Origin of the sequence: Sphingomonas sp. Ant H11, from assembly GCF_000797515.1 — a bacterium.
Classification (GTDB): domain Bacteria; phylum Pseudomonadota; class Alphaproteobacteria; order Sphingomonadales; family Sphingomonadaceae; genus Sphingomonas.
The window spans coordinates 1-25,963 of the sequence record NZ_JSBN01000011.1; the positions used below are offsets into that span (position 1 = coordinate 1).

The window sequence follows — 25,963 nt, forward strand, 5'->3', positions numbered from 1 at the left end:
TCGCCCGCCAGCCGGATCGCGGCGATCGTCGCGCCGGGCTCGGCAATGTTCTTGCCGGCAATGTTGAACGCAGTCCCGTGATCGGGCGATGTGCGCACGATCGGCAAGCCGAGCGTGATGTTCACGCCCGAGTCGAAATACAGCGTCTTGATCGGGATCAGCGCCTGATCGTGATAGCAGCACATCGCCGCGTCATAGGTTGCGCGGGCGCGGGCGTGGAACATCGTGTCGGCAGCAAAGGGCCCGGTCGCGTCGATCCCTTCGCTTTGCAGGATCTCGATCGCGGGGGCGATCAGGTCGATCTCCTCGCGACCGATCGCACCGCTTTCCCCGGCATGGGGGTTGAAGCCGGCAAAGACGATGCGAGGCTTGAGGATCCCGAAATTGCGCATCAGCCCGCGCGCTGTCGCGCGCGCTTTCGATACGAGCAGTTCGATCGACAACAATCCGCTCACTGCAGCAAGCGGAACGTGGGTGGTGATCGGAACGACGCGCAAGTCAGGGCCAGCCAGCATCATCACCGCATTCTCGCCCGCTATGCCGCAACGTTCGGCCACGAACTCGGTCTGACCGGGATGATTGAACCCGATTTTATAGAGTTGCGCCTTCGACACCGGCCCTGTCACCAATGCGCGCGCGGCACCGGAACGCACCAGGCCCGCCGCGAGCTCCAGCGCGCGCAGCGCACAGCGTGCACCCTCGACATCGGGAATGCCGGGCATGATCTCGCCGCCATCCTCGACCGTCAGCACCGGCAACGCAGTCTCGAACACGCGGTTGGTATCTTCCGGGTGCGAGATCGGCTCTACCGGTCCATCCCACACCGCCGCGATCGCCCTGGCATCGCCCGTGGCAAAGAACGGCGGCAATCCCTCCGCAACGCGCTGCGCCCAGGCTTTGGCGATGATTTCGGGGCCGATCCCGGCCGGATCCCCCATCGATATGGCGAGCGGCGCGAGCATGGCGTTTTCTCCCCGGTCAGCGATATTCGATGATCGCGTCGCGTCGCAAATCGCGGAGCAACTGGTTCGCGCGCAGGTTCACGCGTGAATTTTCCATCGAAGTTCGGACCTGCTCGACGCCGGGAATGCGCGGCCCAGTCGCTTCGTCGCGCCCGCACAGCACCAGCGAACGGATGCCGTCCTTCGCCGACCCGAAGGGCGGGGTCGATTCGCCGACCTGCAGTTTCAGCATGATCTCGCGCAGCGGTCCCGGCAGATCCTTGATCCGCACCGAATCATTGTCGACCACGTCGGCACCGAGCGCGGTCGCAACCTTGGCGACTTCACCGCAACCGTGAATCGTCTGGCTCAGCTTGGCGAACTCGGTAACGCGCGCATCGGCCTGGGCCTGCGTCGTGCCTTCGGCAAAGCGCACGCTGAGCTGCTTGAGCGTCAGCTTGGCGTCCATCGGATCGGCGACGCCGACCTTGCGCGTGTCGACCAGGTAGATGATCGAGAAACCGCCCGGCACCTCGATCGGGCCAGCCAGATGCTCGGGCGTCATCGACTTGATCGCCTCGACCAGCGTCGGCGGCAATTGCGCCAACTGCGTTTCGCTCAACCAGTCGAGATCGCCGTCGGTCGCACGCGTGGTGGCGTCGGACAGGCGCGCATAATAGCCGAACGTGTCCTCGCCCTTTTCGCGCTTCTGGATCGAACCGATAATCTGTTGCGCCTGGTTGAACACTTCCTGCGCGCGATCCGGATCTGCCTTCAGGTAGATTTCACGCACGTGATATTCGGTCGTGCCCTGCTGCTTCTTCAGCTTCTCGATGATGGCGTTGACCTCTTCGTCGCCGACATTGATGTCGACCTTGCGCCGCAAATAGCGGTTCCACGAAAGCTCGGCTTCGATCTGGCGCTTGAGTGACCGCTCCGAGGAACCGATACCGCGCAGATAGGCCCGCATTTCGGCGACGGATTTGCCGAAGTTGCGCGCGACGGTCTCATAGCTCTTGTTGACCTCATCGGGCGCGATCTTGACCTCGGCGGTCTTGGCCTGCTGGATCTGCAACGTTTCGTCGATCAACTGGCGCGCGGTCAGCAATTTGTACTGCGCCATTTCCTCGGGCGACAGCTTCAGGTCGCGCGCCGCCACCAGCAAGGCGACGCGCTGGTCGATATCGGTGCCGGTGATGACCGCCCCGTTGACGATCGCAGTCGGCTTGCGAACGTTTGGATCGACCTTGCCGAAAATCTGCAGGTTCTTCGGAATGTCGAGCCCCACGGCGGGCGTCGCATCATCGGGTACGGTCTGAGCGATCGAACCGCCGCTGCTCGAAACAAGCGCGACGAGTGCCGCACCGAGCGCCAAACGGCGGCCGAGCGAACCGAGGCCGGTGGTGGTTGCGCCGGTCTTCTTGGTGATATCAGTCTTCACGTAGTTAAAATCCCATCCCGCGCGGTCTGCGTTTCTGCTCAGCCCAACGAGCCCTTGGAAAAGGCCGTGCAACAGGCCGCCTGAACCAGTGCTTAGCGGCCAAGATTTTTGAATGCCAGCGTCAACAGGAAGCTGTTGCCGGCACGCGCGTCGCCGGTGTCCTGATAATCGCGCTTCCACGTCACCCCCAGGCGGAGGCAATCGTCCTCATATTGGAAACCCAAGCGGTGCCGGACCGGATCGAAACCGTTGGCCAGCGACAGCGGATCTTCGTTGCGGTCGGTGAGGTCGATCACGGTCGATCCGAAGACCGACCAGAATTTGGTGACCTGCACGCGTGCGCCCAAGCGCACTTCCTCGCGGTCGCGCAGATCCTCCAGCGTCGGGTCGATGTTGCGATTGAGCCGGAGGTAGCCGATGAGAACATAGGTGCTGCGCGAGCCGACCCTTGCGTCCACTTCGTTCCGGCGAATCGCCAGATTGCCCTTGTCGAGGCGATAGCGATGCGTGATCGAGACGAAATCACGATAGCGAATTTCCGTGCGCCCGACGATGTCGGAGACCCGGCCCGAAAGCCCCGTCCCATCGGGAAACAGCGTTTCGCGATTGTTCAGGCGATAGCTCTGACCGATATTGGTCGAAATCGAAAAACCGGGAAGATCGGCCGACCAATCGACCCCATAAGTGAAGCGAGTCGAATCCTCGAACCGGTCGTATCCCGGGAAGCGGTTCAGGGCGAACAGGTTGGAATCCTCGAGATCGACTGCCCGGGAATCTTCGTTCGGCACGGCAAGATTGGTCGTCTGCGGCGAAGCGACCACTTGAAACCGCGGGGTCAGGCGCTGCGTGCCGCCCAGGAAGGTGCCGATGAACGGCCACTTCACGTCGATTGCGAATGCGCCGATCGCGCGCGCGCTGATCCCTTCATTGCCGCGATAGCTCGCCACCGTCGTGGCCAGCGTGTCGTTGGCATTGTACACATCGCCGCGACCGAACGCTGTGAATGTCACCTCCTGGCCCCAGGGCGTCAATTTGCGCAGATCCCACTGCGCGCTGGCAAAGGCGCGTTGCGTATCCTGGCCCGCCGGACGCGAAATCGCGAGGCTGTTGGCTTGCAGTTCGAACGTGCCGCCCAGCAAGCTGTCGGTAAAACGGTGGCGGTAATCGATTTCGGGCAGCGCGATCGGTTGCAGGCCCTGGCGATCGCCGACGCGCATCGTCTGGACGTACCAGCCGGCGATCGAGAAATAGCTGTCGGTATCGATGCGCTCGACATTCGCGGTGGTGCGCAGGCGATCGTCCTGCGAAATGTCATAGCGACGCAGGAAGGTGCGATCGGTGGTCAAGCGCAGCGATCCGCTGACGCTCCAATTCTCATCGAGCTGGAAGCGGGCCACCCCATCCAGATAGCCGCGAAACGAATCGGGCGTGCCGGGCGCGGTCGGGGTGAGCAGATCGGCACTGCGCGGGCTGGCGGTGGCGTACGCCTTGATCGAATAGGAACCGAGCGTGTTGAGTTCCTGATACTCCGCCTTGAGCATCGGCAGCACCGCGCTGAAAAAGCGCGGGGTGATCGTCAGCCCCTTATTGGGGGCCAGCGCGAAGTGATACGGCTGCGCAAATTCAAAGCCATTGACGCGGCCATAGCGGAAATCGGGTGAGAGCAGGCCGCTATTGTTGCCTTCGCCGACAGGATTGGAAAAGGCGGGCAGCGGCAGCGTCGGCAAGCCGAACAGGTTGATGCGCGCGCCCGTATAATAGATCCGGCCGCGATCGGGGCGATAGAGTACGCGAACCGCCGTGATCTTCCATGTCGGCTCTTTCGGGCAGTTGCTGGAATCGGTCACCGCGCACGGCGTGTACGCCGCATCCTCCAGCACGACGACTTCATCGAGCGAGCGCGTGCCCTTGCGTGCCGCCAGGCGTCCGCCCTTTTCCAGCACCAGCAGCATATTGTCGACGACGCCGTCCTTCAGCGCATCGGTCAGTTCGATCGAATCGCCATAGGCCGTATCGCCACCCGGATTGACGACCGCGATGTTGCCGCTCGCGTGGACCTTCCCGGTCTTTCGGTTCCACACCACCTTGTCGGCGCGCAGGCGGTCGCCGGAGCGGTACATACGGACATCGCCCGTTGCGGTGACGATGTCCTCCTTGCTGTCATATTCCAGGTTGGTCGCGGTGAACTGGACCTGATCGTCGCTCGCGCTCGGCGTGCTCGATGGGGGGCGGGGGCGTTACCGGACGCGTTTGCAAATCCTGCGCACACGCCGGATTGGCGAGCAGCACAGCGGGAAACACACAAGTGGCAAGGAGAACGGCACGCTTCACGTCGGAACAAGCACCCTGTTGCGAGAAGGCCCCGGTTGAACCCCGGTTGCCGCTGGTCGATCCCGCCCTATCGCATCGACACCGCTTTGCTGCAATCGTGCTGCGGCGAATTCGGTGCCCCCGCTTTGCCAGCGACGCGTCGCTGTCCTAAGAACGCGCGACTCATCGCATTTTTTTTTTCGTAACCGAGGCCTCCCCATAATGCAGATCGATTTTTCCAGCGCCGCCCCCGCGTCGGGTGCCGCCATCGCCCTTCTTGTCGAGAAAGAGGGGCTCGCGCGTCTCGCGACAACGCTGATCGACGCGACTGCGCTCGATCTGGTGAAGGCGGCAGCGCAGGCGAGCCGGTTTGACGGGGAAGCGGCCGCTGTGGTCGAAACTTTTATTGCCGATGGCACCGGTGGCGTGCGGCGTGTCCTGTTGCTGGGCACCGGGGCGGCAGGAGAGGCCGAGTATGAGCGGGCCGGTGGTGCATTGACCGCGCGCTTGCTGACTTCCGGCGTGCGGACGGTCAGCGTCGATTTCGGTAGCGCCGGGGCCACGCCAAAGGCGGCGGCGCGTTTCGCGGCGGCTGCCGCACAGCGCGGCTGGCGGCATGACATCTATCGCACCAAGCTGCCCGAAAAATCCAAGCCGACTCTGGCCACGATCGTGCTGCACGGCGCGCCTGAGGGCACCGATGCGGCGTGGAGCAAGCAGAAGGCGCTGACCGAGGGCCTGGAACTGACCCGCACGCTGGTGGCCGAGCCGCCAAACGTGATCTATCCCGAAACCTTCGTCGCCAAGGTGCGCGCCGAGGTCGAGGGGCTGGGCCTTGAGATTACCGTGCTGGGCGAAGCCGAGATGCGCGAACTGGGCATGGGCTCCTTGCTCGGCGTGTCGCAGGGTTCGGCCAAGCAGGCGCAGTTGCTCGCGCTCAAGTGGAATGGCGCGGGCGCGGGCGATCCGGCGCTGGCGCTGGTCGGCAAGGGCGTGACCTTCGACACTGGCGGCATTTCGCTGAAGCCCGGGCCCGGCATGGAAGACATGAAGTGGGACATGGGCGGCGCGGGTGCCGTCGTTGGCGCGATGAAGGCGATTGCCGGGCGCAAGGCCAAGGCCAACGTCATCGGCGTGTGCGGCCTGGTCGAGAACATGCCCGATGGCGACGCGATCCGCCCCGGCGACGTGCTCACCTCCATGTCCGGCCAGACGATCGAAGTGCTCAACACCGATGCCGAGGGGCGGCTGGTCTTGTGCGACGTGATCACCTGGGTGCAGCGCACGCACCGCCCCAAGACGATCGTCGATCTCGCCACGCTGACCGGCGCGATGATCGTAAGCCTCGGCCACGAACATGCCGGCTGCTTCGCGAATGACGATGCGCTGGCAGACCAGTTGCTGGCAGCGGGCAAGGCCTCGGGCGACCTGTTGTGGCGCTTCCCGTTGTCGGATGCCTATAACAAGCTGATCGACAGCCCGATCGCCGACATGAAGAATGTCGGCCCGCGCGGGGCGGGGTCGATCACCGCGGCGCAGTTCATCCAGCGCTTCGTCGAGCCGGGCGTGAAATGGGCGCATCTCGACATTGCCGGTATGGTTTGGGCGGACAAGCCGGGTGCGACCTATGACAAGGGCGCGACGGGCTATGGCGTGCGTTTGCTCGACCGGTTCGTTGCGGACAATTTCGAGGGCTGAGCGCCAATTCCCCTCCCGCTGTGCGGGAGGGGTTAGGGGAGGGCGGTGGTGCTGCGCGCCTCGAAATAGAATTCCCTCCCCCAGCCCCTCCCGCAAGCGGGAGGGGTGGAAGAAGGCAGCAATGAAAGAGGAATGTTACAGCGTGACGACGTTCGAGGCGACCTCTGGCATGTCCTCGCCGTAGAGCGAGACCATCGGTTCGTCGGCGACGATCACCGTCTCGTCCGATCCGAAGCCATTGAAGGCCGTGCGCATGGCCGAGCCATAGGCACCGAGCATCCCGATTTCGAGATAGTCGCCTGCCTTCACGTCGGCCGGCAGATAGAAGGGGCCAGCCATATGGTCCATGTCGTCGCAGGTCGGGCCATAGAAGCTGAACGCCATGTCCTTCGAGCGGCTTTCCGGCTCGCGCAGCAATTCGACCGGGAAACGCCAGCCGATGTGCGCGGCATCGAACAACGCGCCATAAGCACCGTCGTTGATGTACAGCTCATCGCCGCGGCGTTTTTTCGACGCGCACCACGATCGAGCTATATTCGGCGCACAAGGCACGGCCCGGCTCACACCATAGCTCGGACGAATAGCTGACCGGCAGCGATTCGAACGCACGGTGGATCGTCTCGAAATAGCGCTCGAGCGGGGGCGGCTCCATGCCCGGATAGGACGAGGGGAACCCGCCGCCGACATCGATCACGTCGACCGTCACCGCTGCATCGACGATGGCGGCGCGAACGCGCTCCATCGCATTGGCATAGGCTTCGGGCGTCATCGCCTGGCTGCCGACATGGAAGCAGATGCCAAGGGCATCCGCTGCCTGACGCGCGCGGAACAGCAGTTCCTTGGTCTCGCCGGGGGCCGCGCCGAATTTCGACGCGAGGCTCAGCTTGCTATGCTCCGACGACACGCGAAGGCGGACGCACAGCGTCAGGTCTTCGGCGTGATCGGTCGCGTCGACGATCTTCTCCAGCTCTTCCACGCTGTCGAGAGAAAACGTCTTCACGCCATAGTCGAAATACGCCGAACGGATCGCTTCGGAGGCCTTGACCGGGTGCATGAAGCACAAGGTCGCTTCCGGCAGCGTTTCCGCAACCAGACGCACTTCCGCGATCGACGCGACGTCGAAATGGGTGATGCCCGAATCCCACAGAATCTGCAGGAGAGCGGGAGACGGATTCGCCTTCACGGCATACATCGAACGACCCGGGAACTTCTCTGCGAAGAACCGGGCCGCACGCGATGCCGCATGCGGACGAACCAGCGTGACCGGCTGAACCGGCCGCTGCTTAGCGATGTCGATACCAGTGTTGGTAATCGAAGGGGTGGTCGCTAACCCCAGCGCGCGATGATGCTTGTGCAACTCAAGGGACCTCCAAGTGGCTTGCGCCTACGGTGAAAAAAGCTGCCTTGCGGTTGGAAGTCCCATGGGGCAGCGGATGGGCGAGATAGGGTCGCGTTTTTTGCATTGTAAAGCGGTTTTGCGTCCACGGAGATAATTGGTGACAATTTTAAGACAGCCGACGCGGGCAGGGGTGCGCGATGCCGCCGCAAAAGTAGCTGCAGTGGTGCCGCCGACACCGCTTTTCGTAGTGGAAATTCATGGTGTTAGCGTCGCTTTCAAGGCCGAGTGCCTGCAGCCGATCGGCGCATTCAAACTGCGCGGGGCATGGCACCGATTGACTGCGATCGAACCCGCACAGCGGGGAAAAGGCGTGGTGGCTTTCTCCTCTGGGAATCACGCGCAGGGAGTCGCATGGGCGGCACGGCGACTGGAAATGCCCGCCACGATCGTGATGCCGGCCGATGCACCCAAGGCCAAGCGCGAGGGAACGCTCGCGCTCGGAGCGGAGGTGGTAAGCTATGACCGCGCGACCGAGAGCCGCGAGAAGATCGCCGCACGCCTGGCCGAGGCGCGCGGCGCGGTGCTGGTACCGAGCTTCGACGATCCCTGGGTGATCGAGGGGCAAGGCAGCGCTGGGATCGAGGCGGCGGCGCAAATGGCGGTACGCGGTTTGGGAACGCCGAGTCGCGTGCTCGTGCCATGCGGTGGTGGCGGGTTGGCGGCGGGGCTTACGCTGGCCTTGCCCGAGGCGACGATCACGGTCGTGGAACCGGAAGGGTGGGACGACATGCGCCGCTCGCTGGAGGCGGGCTGGATCGAGCCCGTCGGCGAGTCACCACCGCCGACCGCGTGCGATGCGTTGCAAACGTTACGGGTCTCTATGCTGACCTTTGACGTCCTATCCCGCCGGGGGGCGACCGGGGTGGCGGTCAGCGAGGCCGAGATCCGCACAGCGCAGCGCTGGGCGGCGGAGAAGCTGCGGCTGGTGGTGGAGCCGGGCGGCGCGGTCGGCCTGGCGGCGATCCTGGCGGGCAAGGTGCCGGTTGAGCCGGGACTTTTTTGGTGATCCTGTCGGGCGGGAATGTGGATCTGGCGGCTTATGGCGCGGTGCTGGCGGGCAAGGACTGAGAGCATCCGTTCGCCCTGAGCCTGTCGAAGGGGCCTGGCCAAACACGCAGCGCTGGTGGATGTCAGTGCTTCGACAAGCTCAGCACGAACGGAAAGAGAGGCACTGTGACCGCTCTAGAAAACCTCGCACCCGCGCTCGCCATGCTCGCCGCGTTCGCCTGCCTCATCGGGGGCGTGGCGCTGATCGTCAAAGGCCAGAACCGGCAAAAAGGCGTGCTGATGCTGGTAATGGCGGCGGTGCTGGTGGGCAATGTCGTGATCTGGACGCTGTAAGGCCGACCCCGCGCCGCCTGACACGGCAGCGCGGGGGGGGCGGATCACTTGATCGGCGAGTTGGGGTCGAGACGCATATCGAGATATTTGTCCACGCTGCCCATCAGCTGCGGCATTTCATGCTCGAAGAAATGGTTCGCCTTGGGGATGGTGTCGTGGTGGATGGTGATGTGCTTCTGCGTGCGCAGCTTGTCGACCAGCTTCTGCGTCGCGAGCGGGGGGGGAGACTTCGTCATTCTCGGCCTGGATGATGATGCCCGAAGCTGGGCAGGGCGCGAGGAAGGTGAAGTCGTACATGTTGGCGGGCGGCGCGACCGAGATGAAGCCGCGGATTTCCGGGCGGCGCATCAGCAATTGCATGCCGATCCACGCGCCGAAGCTGACGCCGGCGATCCAGGTGGTGGAGGCTTCGGGGTGGAAGCTCTGCACCCAGTCGAGCGCGCTGGCGGCATCGGACAGCTCGCCGACGCCATTGTCGAAGGTGCCCTGGCTCTTGCCGACGCCACGGAAATTGAAGCGCAGGGTCGCGAAACCGCGGCGCTGGAAGGTCTTGTAGAGTTCCATCACGATATGGTTGTTCATCGTGCCGCCGGCTTGCGGATGCGGATGGAGGATCATCGCGACGGGCGCGCGCGGGCGAGGAGCTGGCGCGAAACGACCTTCGAGACGACCATCGGGGCCGGGAAAAATGACTTCTGGCATCGGACCTGCTGACGGCAAAGGAATAGGGCTCCGTGCCCAAGGCTTGGGCAGGATGGATTGCGCGCTATATAGGCTCGCACCCCCAACGCGCAATCATTGCCGAAGGTTGACATCATTTTGCCCGAATCCCGGATCCGCCAGCGACTATATCTCGACCATGCCGCGACCACGTCGATGCGGCCCGCCGCCATTGCGGCGGTGGAGGCGGGAATGCGGGCCTGGGCCAATCCGTCGTCGCCGCATGCCGAGGGGCGCGCGGCGCGGGCAAAGCTGGAACAGGCGCGCGCGGCGATTGCTGCCGCTTATGGCTGGCGCGGCGAGACGATCCTGACCAGCGGCGCGAGCGAGTCGTTGGCGATCGCCTTGTTGCGCAGTGGGGCGGAGCGGCGGCTGATCTCGGCGGTCGAGCATGACGCGGTGATTCGCGCCGGGGGTGATGCGGGCGTGGTGCCGGTGGATGCGCAGGGGTTGCTGGATCTTGATGCGCTGGTGGCGCTGCTGGCGGGGCCGCGCCCGATCGTGGCGGTGCAGTGGTGCAATAGCGAAACGGGCGTGCGGCAGCCGATCGCGGCGATTGCCGAGCTTACCCATGCGGCGGGCGGATTGCTGCTGGTCGATGCGGCGCAAATGCCCGCCGGGGCCGATCCAGAGGTGATCGAACGCGCCGATTTCATTGCCATTTCGGGGCATAAGCGCGGCGGGCCGGTGGGGATTGGCGCGTTGTTGGTGCGCGAGTTGGCGACGCTGACGCCGACGGGCGGGCAGGAACGCGGGTATCGCGCGGGGACCGAGAATCTGCCAGGAGCGCTCGGCTTCGCAGCCGCACTGGCCGAGCCCGAGGATGTGGTACGGCAGGTGCCGCTGCGCGCGCGGCTCGACGATGCGATTGCGCGCTCGGGTGGCGAGGTGGTCGCCACAGCCGCGCCGCGTCATCCCGCGATCGGGTCGTACCGGATGCCGGGGCTCGCCGCCGCGACACAGCTTATCCGCTTCGACATGGCGGGGATTGCGGTGTCGGCGGGCAGCGCGTGTTCGTCGGGCAGCATGAAGCCGAGCCATGTGCTGGGGGCGATGGGGTGGAGCGTGGAAGCGTCGCGCGAGGTGGTTCGCGTGAGTTTCGGGCGCGATACCGGCGCGGAGGATGTCGAGCGGTTCATCACCGAATGGCGCAATGTCGCGCGCTCTGCCCGCGCGTTTGCGGCATGATCTACCTCGATTATCAGGCGACCACGCCGCTCGCGCCGAAGCGCTCGAGGCGATGTTGCCATGGCTGCGCGACCAGCATGCCAACCCGCATTCGGCGCATGCCGCCGGGCGCAAGGCCAAGGCGGTGGTGGAGCTGGCGCGCGATCAGGTGGCCGCGCTGCTGCCGCCGGGCGGGACGCTCGCTTTCACCAGCGGCGCGACCGAGGCGCTTAACTGGGCGATCAAAGGGCTGGGCGGCTCGGTGGTGACGCTGGCGAGCGAACATGCCGCCGTGCTCGATACGGTGGCGGCGCTGCGCTCGGGCGGACAGGAGGTGACGGTGCTGCCGGTCGGGGGCGGACGGGCTGGTCGATCTCGATCAGGCGCGCGCGGCGATCGTGCCGGGCACGAAACTGGTCGCGGCGATGCTGGTCAATAACGAAATCGGCGTGATCCAGCCAATCGCCGCGCTGGCCGAGATCGCCCATGCCGCAGGCGCATTGCTGCTGTGCGACGCAGTGCAGGGCTATGGGCGGGTCGACATACCGGCGACATGCGATCTGGTCGCGGTGTCGGGGCACAAGATTTACGGGCCCAAGGGCATCGGGGCCTTGTGGGTGCGCGACGGGGTTGCGCCCGCGCCGTTATTGCATGGTGGCGGGCAGGAGGCCCTCGGTCGGTCCGGCACGCTGTCGCCCGCTTTATGCGCCGGGTTCGGGACGGCGGCGGCGCTGATGGCAGTGCGGCGCGACGCGGATGCGGCGCAGGTCGAGCGACTTTGGACGCTCGCCATAGAACGCTTCGGTCCCGGCTGGTCCATCAACGGTTCGAGCGACCAGCGCTATCGCGGCAACCTCAACGTCCGGCGCGATGGGCTCGACGTGGCACGGCTGATGTCCGCCTTACGCGACGTCGCTTTCTCGGCCGGCTCGGCCTGCGCCAGTGGATCGGGCGGGGCAAGCCATGTTCTTCGTGCGATCGGCCTCACCGAGACGCAGGCTCGTTCGAGCGTTCGCCTGGGCTTCGGGCGCTATACCACGGAAGCCGAATTGACCGAGGCGATCGACCGCCTCATGCTTGCCGCCAATGCCCAAAGGATCGCCGCATGACTCATGTCCGCTTCATCGGCACCGACGGCACCATTCGCGAGGTAGTTGCCGCGCCAGGCGCGCGCCTGCTCGAAGTCGCGCAAGCCGATGGCCAGCCGCTGGAAGGCACGTGCGAGGGGCAGATGGCCTGCTCGACCTGCCATGTGATCGTCGACGTCGGCGATTTCGACAAATTGCCAGCGCCGACCGAGGACGAGGAGGATATGCTCGATCTCGCCGCGGGTGCGACGCGCACCAGTCGGCTCGCGTGCCAGATTGTACTCAGGGCGGATCTCGACGGGTTGACGGTGCGCATTCCCGGCGAAGTACGGAACATGCAGGGCCGTTGATCATTTGCCTGTGGTGCCACCTCGGCACGGTACAGGAGATGATCCCATGAAATTCGCAGCCCTGATCTCGGCGGGCCTGATTGCCGCTGCCGCCATGGCCCCCGCCAGCGCGAGCGCGCAGGTCGAGCGCCATCATGATCGCCGCGTCGAACGCACCGTTGTCCATACCGAGCGCAACCGTGGCTGGCGTCCGCACACCCGCAAAGTGTGCCGCACGGTCTATCGTCATCACCAGCGCGTACGTACCTGCCGGACGGTGCGCCGCTAAGCGCCGGTTTCGACTTCGGTCGAGACAGGCTTGATCCTTTCGCCCGACCCCGCCATAGGCAGCGCGGGAGTCGGGCGGACGTGGTCGTCGCCAACCTGGTCAGATCCGGAAGGAAGCAGCCACAACGATTTCGCTGCGGGTCGTTCCGGCTCCCACCGCGCAGCCAGCGAGAGCGAGGCTGCGCCTCGCCACGCTGACCAGCGCGGCCGGCGGGCAAGGCCCGTCCGACGACACGGCTTTGCCGGGTCGGCTCTTTCCTTTTATGAGCGGTGCGCGTGTGACGCGCCCCCTCCATCCTTCGCTAAATGCTCAGGGTCCCCAGTTTTGGGTTGACCATGCCCCGCATGGTCAAGGGTCGTCCGGGGGACGATTCGACCCAAAACTCCGTGCCGGGGAGGATCTTTGAGCTGTCGGTATGAGGTATTGGCATGGCCATGATGATCAAAACCTTGCTGGTTGCAGGACGCGACCGCCAGCGGCTGAGTGAAATCGTCCAGATCGCATCGCGCTTCGGCCTTGGCATCCTGCTCGCGCGCTTCGGCCTGGAGCGGGCCACGGCCGCTGAGGCGTTGACGGACGAACCGCAAACGCTGCCGCGACGCACCCGCCAGGCGCTGGAAGAATTGGGGCCGACCTTCGTCAAGCTCGGGCAAATCCTGGCGACGCGCGGGGATTTGTTGACGCCCGAATGGGTGGCCGAGCTCGAACACCTCCACAGCAGCGCGCCGACCCTGCCGTTCGAGACGCTCCGGCCCGCCGTCGAAGCCGCGCTGGGGCAAGCGCCGGAAACCGCGTTCGCCGGCTTCGACCCGATGCCGCTCGCCGCTGCCTCGATGGCGCAAGTCCACCGGGCGACACTGAGCGACGGGACGCAGGTGGTGCTCAAGATCCGCCGACCCGACATCCGCCCCCGCATGGAGGCGGATTTGCGGTTGATCGCCGAACTGGCGGCGCTGGCCGAAACGAGCAGCGCCGAGGCGCGGCGGTTTCGTCCGCGCGACCTGGTGCTGCAATTGGCGCAAGCGGTGCTGGAGGAACTCGATTTTACCAGCGAGGGGCGCAATGCTGACCGCCTGCGCGCCGATTTCGCGCAGGATCCGCGCGTCGTGATCCCCGAAATCCATTGGCAATGGACCTCCGAAACGCTGCTGGTGATGGATTTCATCGAGGGCGTGCCGCCGCGCGACGCGGCGACCTTGCGGGCGGCCGGGCTAGAACCTGCGGTGATCGCTGCGCTGGGGGCTGATGTCGTGCTCGATATGGTGATGATCAACGGGCGCTTTCACGGTGACCCGCATCCCGGCAATTTGCTGTGCCTGCCGGGCAACCGCATCGCGTTGCTCGATTTGGGGATGATCGGGCATGTGTCGCCAAGGCGGCGCGAGGAAGTGATCGCGTTCGTGCAGTCCTTGTCCTCGGCTGATCCCGAGCAATTGGCGGACGTGTTCGGCGCGTGGAGCGCGGGCAGCGGCGTCGCGCAGGATCGCATACAGGCAGCGGCCGAGCGGCTGATCGCGCGGCATGGCGGCGGGCCGATCAAGCTGAGCGCGATTGTGGCGGATTTGCTGCCGTTGCTGCGCGATGAAGGCATGACGATGCCGCCCGACCTGTTGCTGATGTTCAAGGCGCTGATGACGATCGACGGGGTGCTGCAGGCGATCGAACCCGATTTCGATTTGGCGAGCGCGATGCAGCGCGCCTCGCTGCGCATGGCGCGGGCGCGGCTTTCGCCCGACCATTGGGCACCGGTGCTGCAAGCGCTGGCCTGGGAGCTGAGCAAGATCGGCGGGGACGCGCCGCGCCTGGTGCGCGCGGTGATCCGGCGGCTGGAGCAGAAGCCGGTGGACGCGCCGCATGCCGATCCGTCTCGCGCGATCGTGATCGGCGCGCGCTGGATTGCGGGGGCGATCCTGGCGGCGGCGGTGGTGCTTGCGGTGGCGATGGTGCTGGGCTGAGGGGGGCATCGGGCGGACGTGGTCGTCGGCAGCTACCCTGGCAGGACTTTCGTTCCAGCTGAAAGGGGTGAAGAACCAGTGGTAAGAACCCGCTTTAGCTCTGTAACCGCGCGAACGAACGCCTCGCATGGGTTGCTGCGGCTAAACATGAATGCCTCATTGAGACCTCCCGAGGTTTTCAACCCAAGTTCACCATAAAGCATGACCGGGAGTTCTCGGTTGTCCTTAAACCGTCGGTCCCGCGAACCGTCCTTGTTCGACTTTGCCCAAACCTTACCGACTAATTTTGCGTCTCGCGGCATCCGCTCGCTTTCCGTGAAACTAACAGACGAATAGTTTATATTAAGCTCTTTAAGATCAATGATTGCAAAATCGGAGCGGGCAATGTCCACGATTAGCACGAAGCCCGGATAAAAATACGCAGTTGAGCGACCGTTCTGGACAGGAAGGGCCAGCGGCAGGTCGGCAGTATCAACAAGAGAATCTGTTCGACGCGCCAGATAGGTCACATTGCGGTCTACGACCGTACTTGCCATACTCCGAGCTTTCACCCGGTCAATCCCCTGCGATGTCTTTAGGGCCCAACAGCCCTCAGAATTGGCGATTTGGTCGAACGCTTCCAGCATACGCCGGTGCGGATCAGCAACGGCGGTGTCCATGTCGAAACTGATTGATATTCGCGATGCAGCTAAATTGCTGCTGAGCGTGGAAATTTCCACCTTGCGAAGGGCGACCGCTCTGTCTGTTCTGGCGCGGACGGATTTGGAGACGACAGAAACCAGCATGCCCCAACTGAGTGCTCGGGCCGTCCAGGAGAAGGCATGCTGTAACCGGGCCTTCTTGATGTCCGCGCGAATTTCGCGCTCTCGCATATACGTTGCGACCAAAAGGTCTTTGAACTGATTTAATCCGCTCGAGGTCATAGTGGCGACGTCGCCTCCTCCGAAATCTACTCGAGTCCCGGGAATGAGAAAACGCTCCGTCGGCAGGGGCCCAGCACGAGCCCGATCGCCGAAAACCTTAAAGCCATTGGCTGAGAGTGCGCGATCGGCTTCCCGGGAATTCCAATCGATTGTAGTGCGAACCCCGGTTCGTCGAACCGATATGCGAACCGGTGGAATAACAGTCAGTTCTCGACGAAATCGCGATGTCATAACTGTCCGCCCCGCATTGCCTGCCGATTCGGCATTTTCACAGAAGATGCGCGATGATTACCAATATCCCTCTTTAAGAACAGAATGTCGCCGATAACGGTGCGAAAAAGGGTGCATTTTGGGTAATGCCTTCTGTCGTTTAATTTTCACCGGCTCCCCTCGCAGAAGCGATTAAGCACGCGCGTCTCGATTTCACCATTTGCGTCAGCGTCCCAACCGCCCTGGCTAACTTTGCCTTCGGCCATCTCACAGCTCGGCCAACCTCTTGCGCACGTCGCGATGCTCGACGACATTGCACCAGGCAATAGCCTTGTTGGTAGTCAGCAGGCGCGGTTTGCCAGTTCAGTCCCCCCCCCCCCCACACGAAGCGACGTAGCTGTCCTACAGCGTCGAGATCTTGCAGACTAACAGCGGTCGTCTCACAGCGCCGTCGCCGTCCCCCCGCCGGATGCGCCGAATGTCGAGGCCGTGTTCCGTTCCGCCGGTCATAAAACAGCGTCTCAATCGCGGTTGCCCCTAACCTTAGCCTAATCTTCCGCGCATCGCGGGCGCGCGGAGGCCCGGCTTGGGGGCAGCCCTTGGGGCACCTGACACAAAACCCGCATCTCCAGCCCGCACCCATCGCCCAACCAACCCTTCGACAATTCCCCCCGCTGCCCCTAGATAGGGCAGCAATGTCCGACTCCCTGTATCCCGCTGACGAGACCCCTGGCTTCGACCTGGGCGAACCGCCTGCTCCGGCGAAGAGCGATGCGTACCGCGTGCTCGCGCGCAAATATCGGCCGCAGACCTTTGCCGAGTTGATCGGCCAGGATGCGATGGTCACCACGCTGGGCAATGCCATCCGGCGTGGGCGGCTGGCGCATGCGTTTTTTGCTGACCGGCGTGCGCGGGGTCGGCAAGACCTCGACCGCGCGTCTGCTCGCCAAGGCGCTCAATTGCATCGGGCCGGACGGGCAGGGTGGTCCGACGATCAACCCGTGCGGCGTGTGCGAGCCGTGCGTCGGCATCGCCGAGGGGCGGCATATCGACGTGATCGAGATGGACGCCGCCAGCCATACCGGCGTCGACGATATGCGCGCCGTGATCGATGCCTCGCGGATGACGGCGTTCGTCGCGCGCTACAAAATCTACATCATCGACGAAGTTCATATGCTGTCGAAGAACGCGTTCAACGCGCTGCTGAAGACGCTGGAGGAACCGGCCGAGGGCGTGAAGTTCGTGCTGGCGACGACCGAGGTGAACAAGGTGCCGGTGACGGTGCTGTCGCGCTGCCAGCGCTTCGACTTGCGGCGCATTCCGGCGGATTTGCTGGCCGAACATTTCGCGCGCGTGGTCGCGGCCGAGGGTGTCGAGGCCGAGCCCGAGGCGCTGGGGCTGATCGCGCGCGCGGCGGAAGGGTCTGCGCGCGACGGGCTGTCGATCCTCGACCAGGCGATCGCCCATGCCGATATGGATGGCGGCGCGGTGAGCGCGGGCGCGGTGCGCGATATGCTGGGGCTCTCCGATCGTGGCGCGATCCGCGATTTGATGACGCTGTTGCTTTCGGGCGACGGGATCGGCGCGCTGGCGGCGCTGCGGCGGCAATATGACCTTGGGGTCGATCCGCTTGGCGTGCTGCGCGGGCTGCTGGAGACCGTCCACGCCACCACCTTGGTCAAGCTCGGCGCGGCACAGGAAGCCGGGCAAGCGACCGAGGAGCGCGAGGCGTTGCTGGGCTGGGCGTCGTCGCTGTCCTTCGCCGCATTGCACCGGCTGTGGCAGTTGCTGCTCAAGGGCCATGACGAAGTCGCACGCGCGGCGATGCCGATCGAGGCGTGCGAAATGGCGCTGCTGCGGCTGGTCCATGCCTCGACCTTGCCCGATCCGGGCGACCTGGCGCGCATGATCAGCAATGGCGTGCCGCTTGGCACCCCGTCTCCGGCCCCTGCAGCACCGGCGGCGCTTCCGGCGGCTGCTCCCGAAGCGGTGGTGACCGATCAGGACATGCCCCGCTCGATCAGCCAGATCGTTGCTTTGCTGGAGGGCGCGGGCGAGCTCGCTCTGGCGTCGCGCGTGGTGCACCACGCCAGCATCGTCAGCCTCGATGGCAGCGATCTTGTGTTGAGCTCGGCGCGACCGATTTCCCCCGATCTGGTCGCTGAATTGGCGGTCACGCTGAAGCGCGTTACCGGGCGCGGCTGGAAAGTGACGACCGCACCGACGCCAGGCGCGCCGACGGTGCGCGAGGCCGAGGCGGCGCAGCGCGAGGCGTTCAAGGCCGAAATTCTGGCGGTGCCGGTGATCGCCGCCGCGCTGGAGGCGTTTCCCGACGCCGAAGTTCCCGAAACCGAAATCGACCGCCTGCTGGCGGCGAAACGGAGTGTAACCGCATGAAAAGCATCGAAGACATCATGGCGATGGCGCAAAACGTCCAGGCCGAACTGACCAAGGCGCAGGACGGGCTCGACAAGATCGAGGTCGAGGGCGTCGCGGGCGGTGGTTTGGTCAAGGTGCGCGCCTCGGCCAAGGGGCGGATCATCGGCATCGACATCGACGAATCGTTGTTGCAACCGAGCGAAAAGCAAATCGTCGAGGATCTCGTCGTCGCCGCGTTCAACGACGCCAAGGCCAAGGCCGATGCAGCGTCGGGTGCCGAAATGGCCAAGATGACCAGCGGCATCCCGCTGCCGCCGGGGTTCAAGCTGCCGTTCTGATCGCGGTGCGATAACGGAACGATCGCCCGTGCAACCCGTTCAACCCTGCAGATAAAAGCAGGAGGATAGCATGAGCGAGCAAGTAACCGAGACGCCCCATACCACTGTGATCGAACGTCGCAGCGGCGGCGGGGCCGCGATCTTCATCGGCATTGTTCTGTTGATCGCGGTCGCGGTCGGTGCCTTCTATCTCTTCAACAAGAGCCAGAACGACAACGCCCGTACCGATGCGATTGCGGGCGCTGCCAAGGACGTCGGCGACAGCGCGAAGAAGGTCGGCGACAGCGCCTCCAAGGCAGCCGACGACGCGACCAAATAAGGCCTAGCGCAGGCAGCGATCCAGTCCGTCGTTGCGGACGACGCCCACCCGGCGGGTGATGGCGTTGCCGTGGCGGCGGGTAAAGCCACGGGGCGCGATCGCGGCGCGTTTCTTGGGCAGCGGCAGGACGGCGGCGATGCGGCCCGCTTCGTCAGGCGTCAAATGCGACGCGTCATGGCCGAAATACCGCCGTGACGCTGCGTCGACGCCATAGGTGCCAATGCCGGTCTCGGCTACGTTCAGATACACTTCCATGATGCGGCGCTTGCCCCAGATGTTCTCGATCAGGACGGTGAAATACGCCTCCAGCGCCTTGCGGGCATAGCCGCCGCCCTGGATCAGGAAGACGTTCTTGGCAGTCTGCTGGCTGATCGTCGATCCACCGCGAATGCGCCCGCCGCGGGCATTGCGGGCATAGGCCGTTTCGATCGCCTGCAGATCAAACCCATTGTGCAAACAGAAGCGCGAATCTTCGCCCGCAATCGCGGCGCGCGCCATATTGGGATCGATCTGCGACAGCGGACGCCAGGATTTGTCGATGCCGTGGCCACCCAGCGCATCGCCAACCATCGTCAGCGTAATCGGTGGCGGCACGAAGCGATACAATACGACCATGAAGATCGACAGGATCACGAACGCGACAACGGCGCGTACGGCCCAGCCCAGCACCCGTCCGACCAGACCACGTTTCCGGCGAGGGCGCTCACGCTGGTTCAGCTGAGGTTGCGGCACATGCGTTCCGACATTGACGTTCCCCGGCTCCATGACATGCTCCCGCAGCATTCCGTAGCGCGGGAGCATTGTCGAGGAAAGGAACGCGCTGCGCTCAGGCGGCGACCAGCATCCGATTGTCGCCGGCGATGCGCATCATCGCCTTTTGCAGCTTTTCAAAGGCGCGTACCTCGATCTGGCGAACCCGCTCGCGCGAGACGCCATAGACCTGGCTCAGTTCCTCGAGCGTCTTGGGCTCGTCGGTCAGGCGACGCTCGGTCAGGATGAACTTCTCGCGCTCATTGAGATCGTCCATCGCTGCGGTCAGCATTTCGTGGCGAACGTCGGCTTCCTGCGCCTCGGCGACCACGGAGTCCTGCAAGGGCGAGTCGTCGGCAAGCCAATCCTGCCACTGGCCTTCGCCATCCTCGCGCATCGGCACGTTGAGCGAGGTGTCGCCGCCCATTGCCATGCGGCGGTTCATGCTGGTGACTTCCTCCTCGGTCACGCCGAGATCCTTGGCGATCTTGGCGAGATGTTCGGGGGAAAGGTCGCCATCCTCGAACGCGTCGAGCTTGGACTTCATCCGGCGCAGGTTGAAGAACAGCTTCTTCTGCGCGGCGGTGGTGCCCATTTTTACCAGGCTCCACGAGCGCAGGATGAATTCCTGGATCGAGGCGCGGATCCACCACATCGCATACGTGGCAAGGCGGAAGCCGCGATCGGCCTCGAACTTCTTAACGCCTTGCATCAGGCCGATATTGCCCTCCGAGATCAACTCGGACACGGGCAGGCCATAGCCGCGATAGCCCATCGCGATCTTCGCCACGAGGCGAAGGTGCGAGGTGACCAACTGCGCGGCGGCGTCGGTGTCGCCATGTTCCTCAAAGCGCTTGGCGAGCATATATTCCTGCTCGGGCGCGAGGATCGGAAATTTCTTGATCTCCGACAGGTAGCGATTGAGGCTCGCCTCGCCGCCAAGGGCGGGGATCGTCGCGGGGACGTTGCTGCGGGCTGCCATGATCGTGTCTCCCTTTATCGAAGCTGGAACATGCCCAAGGCACACGCCAGCCGAAAGCTATACAAACATTCTATAGAACAGTTCCTGCATGTCGGCAGGCATTTCGCTATCGAACGCCAAAGCGTTACTTGTCACCGGATGAATGAACCCCAAACGGGCGGCGTGCAACGCCTGGCGGCGGAAACCCAAGGTTTCCAAAGTGGCTTTGTGGGCCTGCTTTGTTCTACCGTAAACCGGGTCGCCGAGCAAGGGGTGCCCGAGCGAGGCCATATGCACCCGGACCTGGTGCGTGCGACCCGTCTCCAGTCGGCATTCGACCAGTGCGGCGTCCCTTAAGCGTTCGATCGTGGTGAAATGCGTCACCGCGCGCTTGCCGCCGGGGACGATCGCGATTTTCTTGCGGTTGGAGGGCGATCGCGCGAGCGGGGCGTCGACCGTGCCCGCGGGCGGAGCAGGCTGCCCCGACACGATCGCCTTGTAACGCCGGTCGATGCTATGGTCGTGAAATTGCTTCGCCAAGCCCTCATGCGCGCGATCGGTCTTGGCGGCGACCATCAGGCCCGACGTGTCCTTGTCGATGCGGTGGACGATGCCCGGCCGGGCGACGCCGCCAATCCCGGAGAGATTGCCCGCGCAATGGTGGAGCAGCGCGTTGACCAAGGTGCCGTCGGCATTCCCCGCCGCCGGATGGACGACCAGCCCGGCCTGTTTGTCGATCACGATCAGCTCGTCGTCTTCAAAGACGACGTTAAGCGCGATGTCCTGCGCTTCGTTATGCGATGGCGTGGGGGCGGGGACTGCGACCAGATACAGGCCACCGGCAATCGCCTTGCCCGATGGATCGTTGGCGACATGACCGCGCGGGTCGGTGACGGCACCGCTTGCGATCAATGCCTTCAGCCGCTCGCGCGAAACATCGGGCAGCGCGTCGGCCAGCGCGCGGTCGAGGCGCAAACCCTGCGCAGTCGCGGAAACCCGTGCTTCAAGAGTGGCAACCCCCCGGTTCATGGACTAGAATCTGGGCATGACGTTGGAGATTTCAAGCACTCTGCTGGCCCGATTGCTAAACGAGGCCGCAAATGCGCCCGAACAGGAGGTGTGCGGCCTGCTCTTCGGCACGGCGGAACGGCTTGATGCGGTGCGACCGTGCCGCAATGTTGCAGCGGAGCCGGACCGGGCTTTCGAGATCGATCCTGCGGCGTTGATCGCGGCGCATCGGGCCACGCGCGACGGTGGGCCGGCGATTATCGGATGCTACCATTCGCACCCCAATGGGGCCGCAACTCCCTCCGCCCGCGACGCGGCGGCCGCCGCGCCCGATGGTGCGCTGTGGATCATCATCGCGGATCCGCAGGTGGCGTGTTACCGTGCGGTTTGCGATGGTGCGTATGTCGGACGGTTCGACCCCGTGCCCTATCGGATCGAGACAGCCTGACGCCAACTAAGGACACAGTGGCTTGCTTCCTCCGCCGTGCATCGCCAGAAGAGCGATCAAGTCATGATCCGAAAGCCAAATAACCAATGACGATCAGCGCCGCCGATTTCGCAAGCTTGCTGTGCTCGCGCCTCTGCCACGATTTGCTGAGCCCGGTGGGTGCTCTCAATAACGGACTGGAACTGCTCGCCGATGAGCATGATCCGGAAATGCGGGCACGCTGTCTGGAGTTGTTGAGCGACAGCGCCAAGGCGTCGGCCAACAAGCTGAAATTTTTCGTCTCGCCTTCGGCGCAGCGGGTGGTTTCGGCGAGTCGGTCGATTCGCGCGAAGCGCGCGCGGCGATTGAGGGGCTGTTTGGCGAGGGCCACAAGGTCAAGCTCGGCTGGATGGTCGAGGATGCGACGCTCCCCAAGCCGGCGATCAAGGTGTTGCTCAACCTGGCGCTCATCGCCGGCGATGCGCTGGTGCGCGGCGGGCAGCTCGATGTGGGCGCGGAGAGCAATGACGGCCAGGTCGAGATCGTGGTGCGAGCCGATGGCCCGCGCATCGTGCTCGACGCCGAAATGCGCGCAGCCTTGACCGGGACGCAGGGCGAAGCCGTCATCACCCCGCGTGCGGCGGCCGCGTATCTTGTCCAGGCTTTGGTCGCCGAGGGCGGCGGGATCGTGCAGGTTTCCGATCCTGAGGATTCGGTGCTGCTGTTCGGCGCGGTCTTCAAGGCAGGATAACTCTGCCTTAACCACTGTTCGGCCATGACCGCTGTAGCGCTACGCGGGGGCCCATGGACGATCTCTTACAGGAATTCATCGCCGAGACGCGCGAGACGCTTGAAGCGCTCTCGGGCGAGATCGTCGCATGGGAATCCGCGCCGGACGATCGCGACCGGCTGGATGCGATTTTTCGGTTCGTCCACACGGTCAAGGGCAGTTGCGGTTTTCTCGATTTGCCCCGGCTCGCGCGGCTTAGCCACGCGGCCGAGGATGTGCTGGCGGCGGTGCGTTCGGGCGAGCGCACGCCGGACACCCGCCTCGTCAACGCTGTGCTCGCGATCGTCGACCGGATTGGCGAGATCGTGGAGGCGATCGACGCCGGGCATGCGCTGGACGATTCGGGCGAAGACCTGCTGATCGCTGCGCTCGATACGGGTGCCGAAATGGCAGTGCCGCAGTCGGCCGTGACACCCCGGTCCCCCAGCCGCAGCGTCCGCCTCAACGTCGATTTGCTCGACCGGATGATGAGCGGCATGTCCGACATGGTGCTGGCGCGCAATGAGCTGGCCCGGCGCGTGCGCGACGGAGGTGCCAATCCTGTCGTCGAGGCTGCGCTCGAGCGGCTTTCGCTGACTGTCGCCGAAATGCGCGACACGGTGACGCGTACGCGGATGCAGAAGATCGACGCGTTGTTCTCTGCGTTGCCGCGGATGGTGCGCGACACCGCGACCGAACTTGGTAAATCGGTGGCGCTGCATATCGAAGGCAGTGACGTCGAACTCGACCGCGAGATGATCGAGATGATGCGCGATCCGCTCGTCCACATCGTCCGCAATTCGATCGACCACGGCATCGAAGCGCCGGCGCTGCGCCGCGCCCTGGGCAAGCGCGAAAATGGCTGGCTGAACGTGGCCGCGCGGCAGTCGGGCAATCAGATTGTCATCGAGATCGCCGACGATGGCCAGGGCGTCGACACCGATCGGCTCGTCGCGAAGGTCGCGAGCGCGGGGTTGCGAAGCGACGCGCAATTGCGGGCGATGAGCGAGCAGGCAAAGCTCGATTTGATTTTCGAACCCGGTCTTTCGACCAAGGATATGGCGACCGCCATATCCGGGCGCGGCGTCGGGATGGACGTGGTGCGCGCCAATGTCGAACAGATTGGTGGTCGTATCGAACTGCGCAACACCCCCGGCAGGGGCTTGCGAATCGCCATCCACGTGCCGCTCACGCTGTCGATCATGTCCACCATCGGTGTGGGCGTGCGCGACCAGCGCTTCGCCATTTCGCGCCAGGTGATCGAGGAAATCGTGCGGGTGGGCGGCGATATGATCCGCATCGACCGCATCGGCGACACGTTGAGCGCGACCGTTCGCGACCGGCGCATGCCCCTGATCGATCTTGGCGATCTGCTCGGGTTCGGGCCGCGGCCCCCGCTGATGTTGGTGATCGTCAGCGCATCGGGCGGCAGCTACGCCCTCGCCGTTGACTCGGTGCTCGATCATGAGGAACTCGTCATCAAGCCCGCAGCACCGGCGATCATGGCGACGGGCGTCTATGCGGGGCAGACTCTGCCCGACAGCGGCCTGCCGATGCTGATGCTGGATTGCGCTGGTATCGCGCATGTTGCGGGCCTGGTCTTCGGGCGTGAGGCGATGGTCGAGGAGGTCGAGGCCGAAGCCGTAGTGCCCGGCGTGCAGGCGCTGTTGTTCGACGACCTTGACGGGGTGCGCCGGGCGCTGCCGCTGTCGGTGATCGACCGGGTCGAACCCGTTCCGGCGGCGGCGATCCGTTTTTCGGCGGGGCGTTTGCGGTTGTCGGTGGAGGGGGCAATCATCCCGCTCGTTGCACTGGGCGAATGGGCGGCACGCCCCACGGTGTCGGTGGTGCGGCTGCGGGATGGATCGGCCGAGATCGGCTATGCCATTGGCGAGGCGCTCGACATCGTCGAACTGCCCGAAACCGTTGTACCGGCGCATAATGCCGGACCAATCGCTGGCGTCGTGGCCATCGATGGCGATCAAATCGAAGTGATCGATCTGCACTGGCTGTTTGCGAGCCACGCCGATGCTGGCACCGTCAGCGACGCGCCGCTGTGCCTGTTCGATGGCCCCGAAACCGCCTGGATGACGACGTTCCTGAAACCCGTGCTGGAAGGGGCGGGATATCGCGTCGCGACCGCATTGCGACCGGGCGAGACGCCGCGCGTTGTGGTGCGCATGAGCGACGACCCGACCGGCAGTGCCGCGACGGTTCCCGTGGTCCGTCTGCGCCGCGACGCCGACGGCGATGACGACAGCATTTTCCGCTATGATCGGCCGGCGTTGCTGGCGGCGGTCGCGCGCTCGACGGGAGGTCGATAATGGCGTTGTTCCTGATAGCACAAATCGCGGGGCGGCCGGTGGCGATCGAATCCAGCCAGGTGGAGTCGGTCGTCGACATCGGCACCGTCATTCCGGTCCCCCGCGCAGAGCGTCAGGTGCGTGGCCTCGCCGCATTGCGCAGCCGCGTCGTGACGGTCATCGACACGCGCGCCGCGCTGGGGTTGGACGCTGCGGAGGTCGATGCGGGCCGCGCGATCATCACCATCGTCGAAGGCCATTATTACGCAATTCTCGTCGATGCGCTCGATGATGTCGCCCCGTTCGAACTCGCCCCGCTATCGGCCGGAATCCTGCTCGACAAAGGATGGCTGAAGGTCGGGCGCGGGATTGTCGAACGCGAGGGCGAGCCGATCCTGGCGATCGCGCTCGATGGGCTAATTCCGGGGGCGCTGGCGCTGGCAGCGTGAAAACCTTCAGATTAACGCGACGCTTACGCATTTCGGGCAGGGGCGTCCCAAGCGGACTTTAACAGGGTGAATTCATGAAGACGTGCCTCGTCGTCGACGATTCGAAAGTGATCCGCAAGGTCGCGCGCCATATCCTGGAAACGCTCAACTTTCGCGTCAGCGAAGCGGGCGACGGACGCGAAGCGCTGGACGCGTGCCTGGTGTCGGCACCCGATGTGGTCCTGCTCGATTGGAACATGCCCGTCATGAGCGGCATGGACTTCCTGCGCGCATTGCGTGACAGCGCCATCCCGACGCGGCCCAAGGTGGTGTTCTGCACCACCGAGAACGGCATGGCCCACATCCGCGCGGCGATCGAAGCCGGAGCGGACGAGTATGTCATGAAACCGTTCGACCGCGAGACACTGGAAAGCAAACTTCAGATCGTGGGTATGGCCTGACAGGTCTGT

At 64.5% G+C, this 25,963-nt stretch carries 19 protein-coding genes, 1 other RNA gene and 6 pseudogenes; 17 read left to right on the top strand and 9 right to left on the bottom strand.

Going from position 1 to position 25,963, the window contains the following annotated elements:
* The 3 genes and pseudogenes from pdxA to NW75_RS03410 form a co-directional block, all read right to left on the bottom strand.
* Nucleotides 1-962: 4-hydroxythreonine-4-phosphate dehydrogenase PdxA (gene pdxA / locus NW75_RS03400; RefSeq protein ID WP_081988607.1), on the bottom strand; the 962-nt coding region annotated here is incomplete at its 3' end.
* A gap of 16 nt (nt 963-978) precedes the next feature.
* Nucleotides 979-2,382, bottom strand: coding sequence for a peptidylprolyl isomerase (locus NW75_RS03405; protein ID WP_033963771.1), 1,404 nt, complete (start codon nt 2,380-2,382; stop codon nt 979-981).
* Between the two features lie 92 nt (nt 2,383-2,474).
* Nucleotides 2,475-4,713, bottom strand: a pseudogene (locus NW75_RS03410) (LPS-assembly protein LptD).
* 201 nt (nt 4,714-4,914) lie between these two features.
* On the opposite strand from NW75_RS03410, the gene NW75_RS03415 reads away from it, so the two are divergent.
* Nucleotides 4,915-6,390 carry a leucyl aminopeptidase gene (locus NW75_RS03415; protein WP_033963773.1) on the top strand — a complete coding sequence of 492 codons (1,476 nt, stop codon included), beginning with the start codon at nt 4,915-4,917 and terminating at the stop codon, nt 6,388-6,390.
* A 135-nt stretch (nt 6,391-6,525) separates the two neighbouring features.
* Here the strand turns inward: NW75_RS03415 and NW75_RS03420 are convergent.
* Nucleotides 6,526-7,747 (bottom strand): annotated as a pseudogene (locus tag NW75_RS03420) (type III PLP-dependent enzyme).
* A gap of 172 nt (nt 7,748-7,919) precedes the next feature.
* Here NW75_RS03420 and NW75_RS03425 point away from each other — a divergent pair.
* A pseudogene (locus NW75_RS03425) lies at nt 7,920-8,857 on the top strand (threonine ammonia-lyase).
* Nucleotides 8,858-8,962: 105 nt separating this feature from the next.
* A complete protein-coding gene (locus NW75_RS24240) occupies nt 8,963-9,130 on the top strand; it encodes a hypothetical protein (RefSeq protein ID WP_033963774.1) in 168 nt (55 codons plus the stop codon).
* Between the two features lie 117 nt (nt 9,131-9,247).
* Here the strand turns inward: NW75_RS24240 and NW75_RS03435 are convergent, their stop codons facing one another.
* Entirely contained in the window at nt 9,248-9,832 is a 585-nt protein-coding gene (locus NW75_RS03435) for an alpha/beta hydrolase (protein WP_231564922.1), read from the bottom strand.
* A 174-nt stretch (nt 9,833-10,006) separates the two neighbouring features.
* On the opposite strand from NW75_RS03435, the gene NW75_RS03440 reads away from it, so the two are divergent.
* The 6 genes and pseudogenes from NW75_RS03440 to NW75_RS03460 all read left to right on the top strand — a co-directional run bounded on the left by NW75_RS03440 (nt 10,007) and on the right by NW75_RS03460 (nt 14,678).
* Nucleotides 10,007-11,038: a cysteine desulfurase family protein gene (locus NW75_RS03440; RefSeq protein WP_052192137.1), complete on the top strand. Its 1,032-nt coding sequence runs from the start codon at nt 10,007-10,009 to the stop codon at nt 11,036-11,038.
* Nucleotides 11,035-12,126 (top strand): annotated as a pseudogene (locus tag NW75_RS03445) (cysteine desulfurase family protein). Before NW75_RS03440 ends, NW75_RS03445 begins: the two are co-directional and overlap by 4 nt.
* Nucleotides 12,123-12,455, top strand: a complete 333-nt coding sequence (locus tag NW75_RS03450; RefSeq protein WP_033963775.1) for a 2Fe-2S iron-sulfur cluster-binding protein — start codon at nt 12,123-12,125, stop codon at nt 12,453-12,455. The pseudogene NW75_RS03445 and the gene NW75_RS03450 overlap by 4 nt, the downstream one beginning before the upstream one ends.
* Before the next feature lie 46 nt (nt 12,456-12,501).
* Nucleotides 12,502-12,723, top strand: coding sequence for a hypothetical protein (locus NW75_RS03455; protein WP_033963777.1), 222 nt, complete (start codon nt 12,502-12,504; stop codon nt 12,721-12,723).
* Nucleotides 12,724-12,785: 62 nt separating this feature from the next.
* Nucleotides 12,786-12,883: signal recognition particle sRNA small type (ffs, locus tag NW75_RS23430), an RNA gene on the top strand.
* Nucleotides 12,884-13,160: 277 nt separating this feature from the next.
* Complete coding sequence (locus tag NW75_RS03460; RefSeq protein WP_033963852.1) at nt 13,161-14,678, top strand: ABC1 kinase family protein; 1,518 nt, start codon at nt 13,161-13,163, stop codon at nt 14,676-14,678.
* Nucleotides 14,679-14,710: 32 nt separating this feature from the next.
* Here the strand turns inward: NW75_RS03460 and NW75_RS03465 are convergent, their stop codons facing one another.
* A complete protein-coding gene (locus NW75_RS03465; RefSeq protein ID WP_033963778.1) occupies nt 14,711-15,601 on the bottom strand; it encodes a hypothetical protein in 891 nt (296 codons plus the stop codon).
* Between the two features lie 905 nt (nt 15,602-16,506).
* Between NW75_RS03465 and NW75_RS03470 the strand changes: the two are divergent.
* The 3 genes and pseudogenes from NW75_RS03470 (at nt 16,507) to NW75_RS03480 (ending at nt 18,847) form a co-directional block, all read left to right on the top strand.
* Nucleotides 16,507-18,208: pseudogene (locus NW75_RS03470) on the top strand (DNA polymerase III subunit gamma/tau).
* Nucleotides 18,205-18,528, top strand: a complete 324-nt coding sequence (locus NW75_RS03475) for a YbaB/EbfC family nucleoid-associated protein (protein WP_033963779.1) — start codon at nt 18,205-18,207, stop codon at nt 18,526-18,528. The pseudogene NW75_RS03470 and the gene NW75_RS03475 overlap by 4 nt, the downstream one beginning before the upstream one ends.
* A gap of 70 nt (nt 18,529-18,598) precedes the next feature.
* Complete coding sequence (locus tag NW75_RS03480; protein ID WP_033963780.1) at nt 18,599-18,847, top strand: hypothetical protein; 249 nt, start codon at nt 18,599-18,601, stop codon at nt 18,845-18,847.
* Between the two features lie 3 nt (nt 18,848-18,850).
* Here the strand turns inward: NW75_RS03480 and mtgA are convergent, their stop codons facing one another.
* The 3 genes from mtgA to NW75_RS03495 form a co-directional block, all read right to left on the bottom strand.
* Entirely contained in the window at nt 18,851-19,612 is a 762-nt protein-coding gene (mtgA, locus tag NW75_RS03485; RefSeq protein ID WP_231564923.1) for a monofunctional biosynthetic peptidoglycan transglycosylase, read from the bottom strand.
* Nucleotides 19,613-19,673: 61 nt separating this feature from the next.
* Entirely contained in the window at nt 19,674-20,579 is a 906-nt protein-coding gene (rpoH, locus tag NW75_RS03490) for an RNA polymerase sigma factor RpoH (protein WP_033963781.1), read from the bottom strand.
* Nucleotides 20,580-20,636: 57 nt separating this feature from the next.
* A complete protein-coding gene (locus NW75_RS03495; protein ID WP_033963782.1) occupies nt 20,637-21,587 on the bottom strand; it encodes an RluA family pseudouridine synthase in 951 nt (316 codons plus the stop codon).
* Nucleotides 21,588-21,603: 16 nt separating this feature from the next.
* On the opposite strand from NW75_RS03495, the gene NW75_RS03500 reads away from it, so the two are divergent.
* From NW75_RS03500 to NW75_RS03520, 5 genes and pseudogenes are all read left to right on the top strand, one after another.
* Nucleotides 21,604-22,014: a M67 family metallopeptidase gene (locus NW75_RS03500; RefSeq protein WP_033963784.1), complete on the top strand. Its 411-nt coding sequence runs from the start codon at nt 21,604-21,606 to the stop codon at nt 22,012-22,014.
* Between the two features lie 86 nt (nt 22,015-22,100).
* Nucleotides 22,101-22,744: pseudogene (locus tag NW75_RS03505) on the top strand (histidine phosphotransferase family protein).
* A 53-nt stretch (nt 22,745-22,797) separates the two neighbouring features.
* Nucleotides 22,798-25,086 carry a chemotaxis protein CheA gene (locus NW75_RS03510; protein ID WP_033963786.1) on the top strand — a complete coding sequence of 763 codons (2,289 nt, stop codon included), beginning with the start codon at nt 22,798-22,800 and terminating at the stop codon, nt 25,084-25,086.
* Nucleotides 25,086-25,514: a chemotaxis protein CheW gene (locus NW75_RS03515; RefSeq protein ID WP_033963788.1), complete on the top strand. Its 429-nt coding sequence runs from the start codon at nt 25,086-25,088 to the stop codon at nt 25,512-25,514. The genes NW75_RS03510 and NW75_RS03515 overlap by 1 nt, the downstream gene beginning before the upstream one ends.
* 74 nt (nt 25,515-25,588) lie before the next feature.
* On the top strand, nt 25,589-25,954 hold the full coding sequence (locus NW75_RS03520) for a response regulator (RefSeq protein WP_010402926.1): 366 nt from the start codon (nt 25,589-25,591) through the stop codon (nt 25,952-25,954).
* Nucleotides 25,955-25,963: the final 9 nt, after the last annotated feature.

Bases quoted from the DNA above. Each gene is read 5' to 3' on its own strand.
- NW75_RS03435 (WP_231564922.1), bottom strand. From the start codon at position 9,832: ATGCCAGAAGTCATTTTTCCCGGCCCCGATGGTCGTCTCGAAGGTCGT.
- NW75_RS03500 (WP_033963784.1), top strand. From the start codon at position 21,604: ATGACGTTGGAGATTTCAAGCACTCTGCTGGCCCGATTGCTAAACGAG.
- NW75_RS03480 (WP_033963780.1), top strand. From the start codon at position 18,599: ATGAGCGAGCAAGTAACCGAGACGCCCCATACCACTGTGATCGAACGT.
- NW75_RS03475 (WP_033963779.1), top strand. From the start codon at position 18,205: ATGAAAAGCATCGAAGACATCATGGCGATGGCGCAAAACGTCCAGGCC.
- NW75_RS03460 (WP_033963852.1), top strand. From the start codon at position 13,161: ATGATCAAAACCTTGCTGGTTGCAGGACGCGACCGCCAGCGGCTGAGT.
- NW75_RS03495 (WP_033963782.1), bottom strand. From the start codon at position 21,587: ATGAACCGGGGGGTTGCCACTCTTGAAGCACGGGTTTCCGCGACTGCG.
- NW75_RS03440 (WP_052192137.1), top strand. From the start codon at position 10,007: ATGCGGCCCGCCGCCATTGCGGCGGTGGAGGCGGGAATGCGGGCCTGG.
- NW75_RS03515 (WP_033963788.1), top strand. From the start codon at position 25,086: ATGGCGTTGTTCCTGATAGCACAAATCGCGGGGCGGCCGGTGGCGATC.
- NW75_RS03415 (WP_033963773.1), top strand. From the start codon at position 4,915: ATGCAGATCGATTTTTCCAGCGCCGCCCCCGCGTCGGGTGCCGCCATC.
- NW75_RS03510 (WP_033963786.1), top strand. From the start codon at position 22,798: ATGGACGATCTCTTACAGGAATTCATCGCCGAGACGCGCGAGACGCTT.
- NW75_RS03450 (WP_033963775.1), top strand. From the start codon at position 12,123: ATGACTCATGTCCGCTTCATCGGCACCGACGGCACCATTCGCGAGGTA.
- rpoH (WP_033963781.1), bottom strand. From the start codon at position 20,579: ATGGCAGCCCGCAGCAACGTCCCCGCGACGATCCCCGCCCTTGGCGGC.
- NW75_RS03465 (WP_033963778.1), bottom strand. From the start codon at position 15,601: ATGACCTCGAGCGGATTAAATCAGTTCAAAGACCTTTTGGTCGCAACG.
- NW75_RS03520 (WP_010402926.1), top strand. From the start codon at position 25,589: ATGAAGACGTGCCTCGTCGTCGACGATTCGAAAGTGATCCGCAAGGTC.
- NW75_RS03455 (WP_033963777.1), top strand. From the start codon at position 12,502: ATGAAATTCGCAGCCCTGATCTCGGCGGGCCTGATTGCCGCTGCCGCC.
- mtgA (WP_231564923.1), bottom strand. From the start codon at position 19,612: ATGGAGCCGGGGAACGTCAATGTCGGAACGCATGTGCCGCAACCTCAG.